1 protein-coding gene (cut by a window edge) is annotated in these 9,968 nt (G+C 70.5%); it reads right to left on the bottom strand.

The annotated features are described in order from the left end of the window. Positions 1–24: 24 nt before the first annotated feature. Positions 25–9,968 carry the 3' end of a type I polyketide synthase gene (locus JOD27_RS44460; protein ID WP_307829830.1) on the bottom strand. It continues 17,509 nt past the right edge of the window, so the window shows 9,944 of its 27,453 coding nt (coding positions 17,510–27,453); its start codon lies beyond the right edge, outside the window — the gene reads right to left on this strand; its stop codon occupies positions 25–27.

The following is a 9,968-nucleotide window of genomic DNA, read 5'->3' as shown; positions in this document are numbered from 1 at the left end:
CGCGCTTCCTTCTCGGATCGCCCGCTAGTTCATGGCGTCCCCGATCGCCAGACGCAGGAGGGCTTCGCCGTCCATGTCGTCGATCGATTCCGCCTCGGCTGCTAGCACAACATCTCCGGCGCTGTTGTTTTCCCCACTGTCTTGCGCGAGCTGGAGAACGAGGTCCAGCAGACCGGCCTTGCGCAGGCGGCTGACCGGGATCGACGCGAGCGTCTCGCGGATGTGCGCTTCCGGGTCGTCGTCCGCGCTCGCGGCCTCGCCGAGCAGCTCGGTGCGGATGAACTGGGCCAGCGCCGCGGGTGTCGGGTAGTCGAACACCAGCGTCGCCGGCAGCGCCACACCGGTGACCGACTTGAGCCTGTTGCGCAGGTCCACGGCCGTCACGGAGTCGAAGCCGACGTCGCGGAACGCCCTCGCCGGCCCGAACGCCTCCGCGCTCTCGAAGCCCAGTGTCGCGGCGGCTTCCGTGCGGACGAGGTCGAGCAGTGTCCTGGCGCGTTCGGCTTCCGGCAACGCCAGCAGCCGTTCCTTGAGCCCGGAATCCGTCGTCTCCGGCTCTGCCAGGGCCTTCTGGACCGATGGGATGCCCATGAGCAACGGGCTCGGCCGGGACGCGGTGAAGCTCGGCGCGAACTTCTCCCAGTCCATGTTGGTGATCGTCAGCGACGTGTGCCCGTCCTCGACCGCCTGCTGCAGCGCGGTGATCGCGAGGTCGGGTTTCATCGTGTGGACGCCGCGCCTGCGCAGTTGTTCCGCGCCTTCCTCGTTCTCCGACGCCATTCCGGAGTCCGCCCACGCACCCCAGGCGATCGAGGTGGCCTTGAGGCCCTGTGCCCGGCGGAAGTGCGCGAGGCCGTCGAGGTAGGCGTTGGAGGCCGCGTACGCGGGCTGCGCGCCACTGCCCCAGCTCGCCGCGCCGGACGAGAACAGGATGAACGCGTCCAGGTCGCTCGTCAGCTCGTGCAGCAGCCAGGCACTCGTCATCTTGGCCTTGAGCAACCGGTCCAGCTGGTCGATGCCGAGCGTGTCGGTGGAGGCGTTGCCCTCGACGATGCCGGCCGCGTGCACGACGGCGCGAAGATCGGGAACGCTGTCGATCACGGACTTGAGGCTGTGCCGGTCGGACACGTCGCACGCCGCGATGGTGACGCGGGCCCCGAGCGCTTCGAGTTCCGCTTGCAGTTCCCGCGCTCCCGGTGCCTGATCACCGCGACGGCTGGTGAGCAGCACGTGCTCGGCACCGCGGCCGGCGACCCAGCGGGCGACGTGGCCGCCCAGCGCGCCGGTGCCGCCGGTGATCAGAACCGTGCCGCGCGGCGTCCACTCGGTGGGCTTCGGTGCGCGCTGGGCCGGGACGAGCCGCCTGCCGTGGACGCCGGTGCCGCGGACCGCGAGCTGGTCCTCGCCGCCGCCGTTGGTGATCGCCGCGACCAGGCCCTGCTCGATCTGGCCGTCGATCGTCTCCGGCAGGTCGACCAGGCCGCCCCAGTGGCGAGGCAGGTCGAGCGCGGCGACCCTGCCCAGGCCCCACAGCGCGACCTGGCCGGGGTTGGTGACGTGGTCGGTGGCGCCGGTCGAGATCGCCTGCTTCGTGACGGCCCAGAACGGCGCGGTGCTGCCGGCGTCGGCGAGGGCCTGCAGGAGCAGGACGTTCAGCGCGAGACCGAGCGGCGTCGAGGTGAACTCCCGGTGCGGCGCGTTCTCGGTGCCGAGCAACGAGATCACACCGACCGGTTCGATGCCGGTCAGTTCCGTGGCGAGCAGTGCGCGTTCGGCGTCGGGCCGCACGGTGATCCGCACGAGGTCGTTGCCGAACGTCCGGAGCACCGCCTCGGTCCACTCGTCGGTCTCCTCGGGGACCGCCGCGAGCCACGTGCCGGTGATGCCGGTCGCCTGGACGCCGCGCAGGAGCTGCCACGAATCGCGATAGCACCAGCCGTCCACTGTGGACTGGGCCTGTTGCCGCGCTCGCCATTCCCTGAGGGCGGGAAGGATGTCGTTCGTGTCCACGCCGAGCGCCTCGGTGAGGCCGCCGTTCTCGACGAGCTGCCAGAACGCGCTGTCCCCGGCGGCGACGGTCTTCGCGCCCGCCTTGGGCCAGAACCTGCTGCGGCTGAACGGATACGTCGGCAGATCGATCTTGCGTCCGCCGGGGTAGCGCCATTGGACGCCGAGTCCCGCGACCCACGCCTCGGCGAGCGAGGTGGTGAACCTGCGGCTGTTGCCCTGGTCGCGGCGCAGTGAGCCGATCGTGACGAGTTCCGCGCCGTCCGCGTCGGCCGTGGCCTGCGCGGACATCGTGAGCACCGGGTGCGGGCTCGCCTCGACGAACACGCGGTAGCCGTCCTCGATCAGCTTCCTGGTGATCGCGACGAACTCGATGGGCCGGCGTGCGTTCTCGTACCAGTAGCCGGCGTCGAGGGTCGCGGTGTCGATGCGGTCGGCCGTGACCGTCGAGTAGAACGCGATGTCGCTCGAACGCGGCGTGATCGTGCCGAGGAGGTCCAGCAGCTTCTCCCGCAACGGTTCGACCTGCGGACCGTGCGAGGCGACCGTCGAGGCGACCACCCTGGCGCGGATGTCCCTGGCCTGGCACAGCTCCACGAACTCGTTGAGCTCTCGCAGAGCTCCGGCGACCGTGCAGGCGTTGGGGCTGTTGATGCCCGCGATGGACAGCACCGGCCACCGCTCGATGAGTTGCCGTGCTTCCTCGACGGGCAGTGCCACGCTCGCCACGGCTCCGTTGCCGACGAGCTCGTCCGCGAACAGCTGTGACCGCTTGACGACGATCTTCGCCGCGTCGTCGAGGCTGAGCGCCCCGGCGACGTAGGCGGCGGCGATCTCACCCTGGGAGTGGCCGACGACCGCCGCGGGCTCGACCCCGTTCTGCCGCCACGTCTGAGCCAGCGACACCATCACCGCGAACAACGTCGGCTGCAGGATCTCGATCCGTTCCAGCAGCTCGGCCTCGCCTCGCAGGACGTCGATCACCGACCAGCCGACGAGCTTGCCGATCGCCTCGTCACACATGCGGACCCAGTGCGCGAACGTCTCGTCCTCGTCCAGCAACTCGACGGCCATGCCGTGCCACTGCGACCCCTGACCGGGGAAGATGAACACCGGCGCACTCTCTTGAGCGACGCCGTGGATCTCTTCGTCCCCGATGAGCACCGCACGGTGATCGAACACCGACCGCGTCGTCAGCAACGAGAAGCCGAGGTCCGTCTTGTTCGCGTCGAGCGCGCGCACCTGCTCGATCCGAGCCTTCAGCGACGCCGGCGACTTCGCCGACACGACCAGCGGCACCGCCCCCACCTGCGGAATCGATCCCGATTGGCTGGCCCCCTGGGGGGATTCGCCCCCCATCCCCATCATCTCAGGGAGGTCTGACAATTCCGGGGCGCTGGGAGCCTCCTCGAGGATCATGTGCGCGTTCGTGCCGGAGATGCCGAACGCCGAGACACCGGCCCGGCGCGGTTGACCGGTGGCGGGCCACTCGCGCGCCGACGTCAGCAGCTCGACCGTGCCCGCGGACCAGTCGATGTGCGAGGAAGGCGCGGCCACGTGCAGGGTCTGCGGGAGCAGGCCGTGCTGCAGGGCGAGCACCATCTTGATCACGCCCGCCACACCGGCGGCCGCCTGGGTGTGGCCGATGTTCGACTTCACCGAACCCAGCCACAGCGGCGTCGAACGCTCGGCGCCGTAGGTGTTGATCAGGGCCTGTGCCTCGATCGGGTCACCCAGGGCCGTACCGGTGCCGTGCGCCTCAACGGCGTCGACGTCACCAACGGACAGACCGGCGTTCGCGAGAGCAGCACGAATCACCCGCTGCTGCGACGGACCGTTCGGAGCGGTCAGGCCGTTGGATGCGCCGTCCTGGTTCACCGCCGAACCGCGGATCACCGCCAGCACCCGGTGCCCGTTGCGCACCGCATCGGACAGCCGCTCCATCACGACCATGCCGACACCCTCGGACCAGCCGGCGCCGTCCGCGTCGTCGGAGAAAGCCTTCGACCTGCCGTTCGCCGCCAGAGCGCCCTGGCGTGTGAGCTCGGCGAACGCGTGCGGCGTCGTCATGATCGTCGCGCCACCGGACACCGCGAGCGAGCACTCGCCGCCGCGCAACGCCTGCACGGCGAGATGCATGGCGACGAGAGAGGCGGAGCACGCCGTGTCGACGGTGACCGCGGGCCCCTCGAAGCCGAACGTGTAGGACAGCCGGCCCGAGATCACCGAAGCCGCGAGACCCGTGGCCGCGTGTCCCTCGGTGTCCTCCTCCGACGACGTCAGCAGAGTCGCGTAGTCCTGGCCGTTCGTGCCGACAAACACACCGGTCTGCGAACCGCGCAACGAGAGAGGATCGACGCCAACGCGCTCCAGGGCCTCCCACGTCGTCTCCAGCAGGAACCGCTGCTGCGGGTCCATCGCGAGAGCCTCACGCGGTGAGATCCCGAAGAACGCCGGGTCGAAGTCCGCGGTCCCGGTGAGGAACCCCGCCTCGCGGGTGATCGACGTCGACAGCACCGACTCCACGTCCCAGTCGCGGTCGACCGGGAACGCGCCCATGCCGTCACGTCCGTCGAGCAGCAGCTGCCACAGTTCCTCTGGCGTGTTCACGTCACCGGGGAAGCGGCATGCCATGCCGACGATGGCGATCGGTTCGTCGTTGTGCGCCACGACGGTGTCGGACGAGTCAGTCGCACCGCCGCGCAGGTGGTCGGCGAGACGGCGTGGTGTCGGGTAGTCGTAGACCAGGGACGCGGGCAGCGTCCGTCCGGTCGCCGCCGACAGCTGGTTGCGCAGCTCGACCGCCGTGAGCGAGTCGAACCCGAGGTCGCGGAACTCCTTGTCCACGCCCACCGCGTGCGGGCCGGCGTAGCCGAGCACCGACGCGACGGCGGTCCGCACGATCTCCAGCACGTCGCCGCCGACAGTGATCTTCTTCCGTGCCTTGGGCTTCTCGGGCAGGATCGCGATGGCGACGGTCGGCGCGTCCTCCGCGACCGCACGCCACATCGATTCCACGGCCAGGTCCGGCCGCATCGTGATGCCCTGTGCGTCAACGCTTTCGGCCATTCCGGCGCCGGCCCACGCACCCCACGCGATCGACGTCGCGGGCAGGCCAAGCGAACGCCGGTCCCGCGCGATCGCGTCGAGCACCGCGTTGGCGGCCGCGTAGTTGGCCTGACCGGGATTGCCGAGAGCACCCGCGACCGACGAGAACAGCACGAACGCGTCCAGCTCCAGCGACCGCGTCAGCTCGTCCAGCACCAGCGCCGACGCGACCTTCGACCGGAACACGTCCGCGAACCGTTCCGGCGCGAGGCCTTCCAGCACGCCATCGCTCAGCACACCGGCGGTGTGCACGATGGCGTTCGGCGAATACTCCTCCAGCAGCCGCCGCACCGCCGCCCGGTCCGCGACATCGGCCGCCACGATCTCCGCGCCCAGCGAGTCACGCAGCTCCGCGGCACCCGGCGCGTCGAGACCGCGCCTGCTGACCAGCACGATCTTCTCGACACCGCGCTGCTTCAGGTCGCGGGCGACGTGCGTGCCGAGCGCTCCCGTGCCGCCGGTGACGATGACGGTGCCGTGTGGCTCCCACATCGCATCGGCAGGCGCGGCGGCGTCATAACGTCGCGCGAACACGCCCTCGGCACGGATCTCGACCTCGGTCTCGTCACCGGCCAGCACCGCGCCCAGCAGCGTGACGTCACCGGTGATGTCGACCAAACCACCCCACTGAGCAGGCAGTTCCAGTGCCGCCACGCGACCGAGACCCCAGACCGCGCTCTGCGTCGCGCTGGTCGCCGCGCCTCGTGTCACGACCCACACCGGAGCGCTGACGCCCTTGCGCGCCAACGACTGGATCAGCTCCATCGTCGCGATCACACCGTGCGGCACGCCGTTCTCGTCCACAGCGGAGTCCAACGCCAGCAGCGACACGATCCCGTCGAACGGCGTCGCGGGCACCTCCTGCACCACCGTGCCGCCCACGGCCGCCGCGACGTCGCGCGCGAAGTCGTCCTCCGCACCGAGCACCAGCCAGGTGCCGGAAACCGAGCCACGCGGACTGACCTGTTCCCACGACTCGCGGTGGCGCCACGAGTCCACAGTGGAGGCCGTATGGTCGACCGGCGCGACGTCGAGGACGGTCGGCCAGTAACGCTCGTGCTGGAACGCGTAGGTCGGCAGGTCCACCCGTCGCGCGCCCGTTCCCTCGAACAACGCGCTCCAGTTCACCGTCGCGCCGCTGACGTGCAGGCGGGCGAGCCCGGTGACGAAGGCCTGCTCCTCGCCGCGGTCCTTGCGCAGCAACGGGATGCCGCCGACCATCGCGGACAGCACGCCGTCCGGGCCGATCTCCAGGAACGTGCTGCCGTCGAGCGCGCGCATCGTGTCGTGGAACCGGACTGCTTCCCGCACGTGCCGCACCCAGTACTCTGATTGTTGAACAATCCCACCAGTCAACAGGGGGATCGTCGGATTGTTGAACGAAATTCCGGCGATGGCCGCGCGGAAGTCGTCCAGCATCGGCTCCATCAGCGGCGAGTGGAAGGCGTGGCTGACCTTGAGCTGCTTGACCCTGCGATCGTCGAATTGGTCAACAATCCTGCGAGCCTCTTGTTCGGCACCGGCGATGACCACGGCATCAGGCCCGTTCACCGCCGCGATCGAGACGCCGTCGGTGAGCAACGGCGTGACCTCGTCCTCGCCCGCCTCGATCGCGAACATCGCGCCACCGGCGGGCAACGCCTGCATCAGCGAGGCGCGCGCGGAGATCAACGTGCACGCGTCCTCCAGGCTGAACACACCCGCGACGTGCGCGGCCGCGATCTCGCCGATCGAGTGGCCCGCGAGCCTGCCGGCCTTGATCCCGAACGACTCGGCCAGCCGGTACAGCGCGACCTCCAGCGCGAAGATCGCGGGCTGCGCGGCGCCGGTCTGGTTGAGCGCCTCCGCGTCGTCGCCCCACATGATCGACCGCAGCGCCGGGTCGAGATGGGCGAGCACGGCGTCGAACGCGTCCGCGAACACCGGGAACCGCTCGTACAGGTCCCGTCCCATGCCGAGCCGCTGCGACCCCTGGCCCGTGAACAAGACCGCCAGATCCCGCTCGGCCGCCTCTCCCCTGGCGATCTCGACACCGTCGACGAGCACGACCCGGTGCTCGAACGCACTGCGCGACACCGCGAGCGAGTAGGCGAGGTCGAGCTGCGACGCCTCGACCGAGCCGAGACGCGCGAGCTGATCGGCCAGCGCCTCCTCGGACCTGCCCGACACCACCAGCGGCACCACCGACGCAGTGGTGGTCACCTCGGGAACCGCGGCGGTGAACTCGGGCGCTTCCTCGATGATCACGTGCGCGTTCGTGCCGGAGACACCGAACGACGACACACCGGCGCGGCGCGGACGGCCGTTCGCCGGCCAGTCACGGCGTTCCGTCAGCAGCTCGACGCTGCCCGACTGCCACTCCACATTGGACGAAGGCGCGTCGACGTGGAGGGTCTGCGGCAGCACACCGTTGCGCAGCGCCATGATCATCTTGATCACGCCGGCGACACCACCCGCCGACTGCGGGTGGCCGAGGTTCGACTTGATGGACCCGAGCAGCAGCGGCGTCGACCGGTTCTGCCCGTACGTCGCGAGCACGGCCTGCGCCTCGATCGGGTCGCCCAGCGTGGTGCCGGTGCCGTGCGCCTCGACGGCGTCCACTTCGGACGGCCGCAACCCGGCGTTCGCCAGCGCCTGCCGGATCACCCGCTGCTGTGACGGGCCGTTCGGCGCGGTCAGGCCGTTCGACGCGCCGTCCTGGTTGATCGCGGAACCGCGCAGGACCGCGAGCACCTCGTGGCTGTGGCGACGCGCGTCCGACAACCGTTCGAGCAGCACCACACCGGCGCCCTCGGACCAGCCGGTGCCGTCCGCGGCCTCCGCGAACGCCTTGCACCGCCCGTCCGGTGCGAGCCCGCCCGCCGCGGTGAACGCGGAGTAGGCGTTGGGCGTGGTCATGACCGCGACACCACCGGCCAGAGCGAGATCGCACTCGCCGTTGCGCAGCGCCTGCGCGGCCCAGTGCATGGCCACGAGTGACGACGAGCACGCCGTGTCGATCGTGACCGCGGGGCCCTCCAGCCCGAGCAGGTAGGAGATGCGGCCGGACAGCACGGAAGCGGAGAACGCGGTCGTCGCGTACGGGCCGGTCTCCTCCAGCGACCGGTTGAGCAGCGACTCGTAGTCCTGCCCCGTGGTGCCGACGAAGACGCCGGTCGAGCTGCCCTTCAAGGTCGTCGGGTCGATGCCCGCGCGTTCCAGGGCCTCCCACGACGTTTCGAGGAGCAGGCGTTGCTGCGGGTCCATCACCACGGCCTCGCGCGGCGAGATCCCGAAGAAGCCCGCGTCGAAGTCGGCGACGGCGTCGAGGAATCCGCCCTCGAAGGTCGAACTGGCGAGCCGCTCGATGTCCCAGCCGCGGTCCGCCGGGAACCGCGAGATCACGTCACGGCCCTCGAACACGAGCTCCCACAACGCTTCCGGCGTCGTCACGCCACCGGGGTAACGGCAGCCGATGCCGACGATCACGATCGGATCGCCGGTGACGTTCGTGGCCGCGCGGGCCTCGATCTGTTGCGCCCCACCGAACAGCTCGTCGCGGAGGTGCTGCGAGAGCGTGGTCGCGGTCGGGTAGTCGAAGACGAGCGTCGCGGGCAGCGCCAGCCCGGTCGCGGTCTTGAGGCGGTTGCGCATCTCGACCGCCGTGACCGAGTCGAAGCCCAGCTCCCGGAACGCCCTGCCGGTCGGAACCTGGTCGCTTTCCGCGTAGCCCAGCGTCTTCGCGGCCTCGGCACGGACCAGGTCGAGCAGCGCGCGGTCGCGTTCGGCCTCGGTGAGCCGGGCGAGGCGCTGCTTGAGCTCCGACTCCTCGACGGGCTCTTCGGCCAATGCCGCGCGAACCTCGGGAATGCCGTTGAGCAACGGACTCGGCCGCTCGGCGGTGAAGCTCGGCGCGAACCTGGCCCAGTCGATGTTGGTGACGGTGAGCTGGGTCTCGTCGTCGGCGACGGCCTGGCGCAGCACCCGCATCGCGAGCTCGGGCGGCATCGATCCGATGCCGATCCGCTGCAGCGCCTCATACATGCCGTGATCGGCGGCCATGCCGGCGTCCGCCCACGCGCCCCACGCGATCGACGTCGCCTTCAGGCCCTGCGACCTGCGCAGGTGGGCGAGGCCGTCGAGGTAGGCGTTGGCCGCCCCGTAAGCGGGCTGGCCACCGCTGCCCCAGCTCGCCGCACCCGACGAGAACAGGATGAAACGCGCTTGCGGTGCGAGTTCGTGCAGGTGCCGAGCGGCGGTGATCTTCGTGTCGAGCAACGCCGTGACGTCGGAGTACCGGAGTTCGTCGATCGGGGCGTCCCCCGTGCCGATGCCCGCCGCGTGCACGACCGTGGTGAGGTCGTCGATGCCGTCCAGCAGCGTTGCCAGTGCTGCACGGTCTGCCGCGTCGCAGGCCGCGATGGTGACGCGGGTGGTCTGTTCCAGCTCCGCCTTGAGTTCGCGCGCACCTGGTGCATCGAGGCCGCGGCGGCTGGTGAGCACGAGATGATCGGCGCCCGCCTCGGCCATCCAGCGGGCGACGTGACCGCCGAGCGCCCCGGTGCCGCCGGTGATCAGGACGGTGCCGGACGCCTCGAACTCGGGGCTGTGGCGGGCGTTCGCGCGGACGAGACGGCGGGCGAACACACCGTTGTGCCTGATGGCGACCTGGTCTTCGGTGCCGGTCAACGCGGCGGCGAACCGTTGCGCGGCCTTGGTGTCCAGCGTGTCGGGCAGGTCGACCAGGCCGCCCCAGCGACGGGGCAGGTCGAGTGCGGCGACGCGACCGAGACCCCAGATCGCGGTCTGGGCCGGGTCGACCTCCTCGTCGCCGACCGCGACGGCCTTGCGGGTGACGGCCCAGACCGGAGCGC

It is taken from the genome of Lentzea nigeriaca (genome assembly GCF_016907955.1).
Lineage (GTDB): Bacteria > Actinomycetota > Actinomycetes > Mycobacteriales > Pseudonocardiaceae > Lentzea > Lentzea nigeriaca.
The sequence above is the reverse complement of the archived record's forward strand: the minus strand, read 5'-3'. Positions and strand labels throughout refer to the sequence as shown.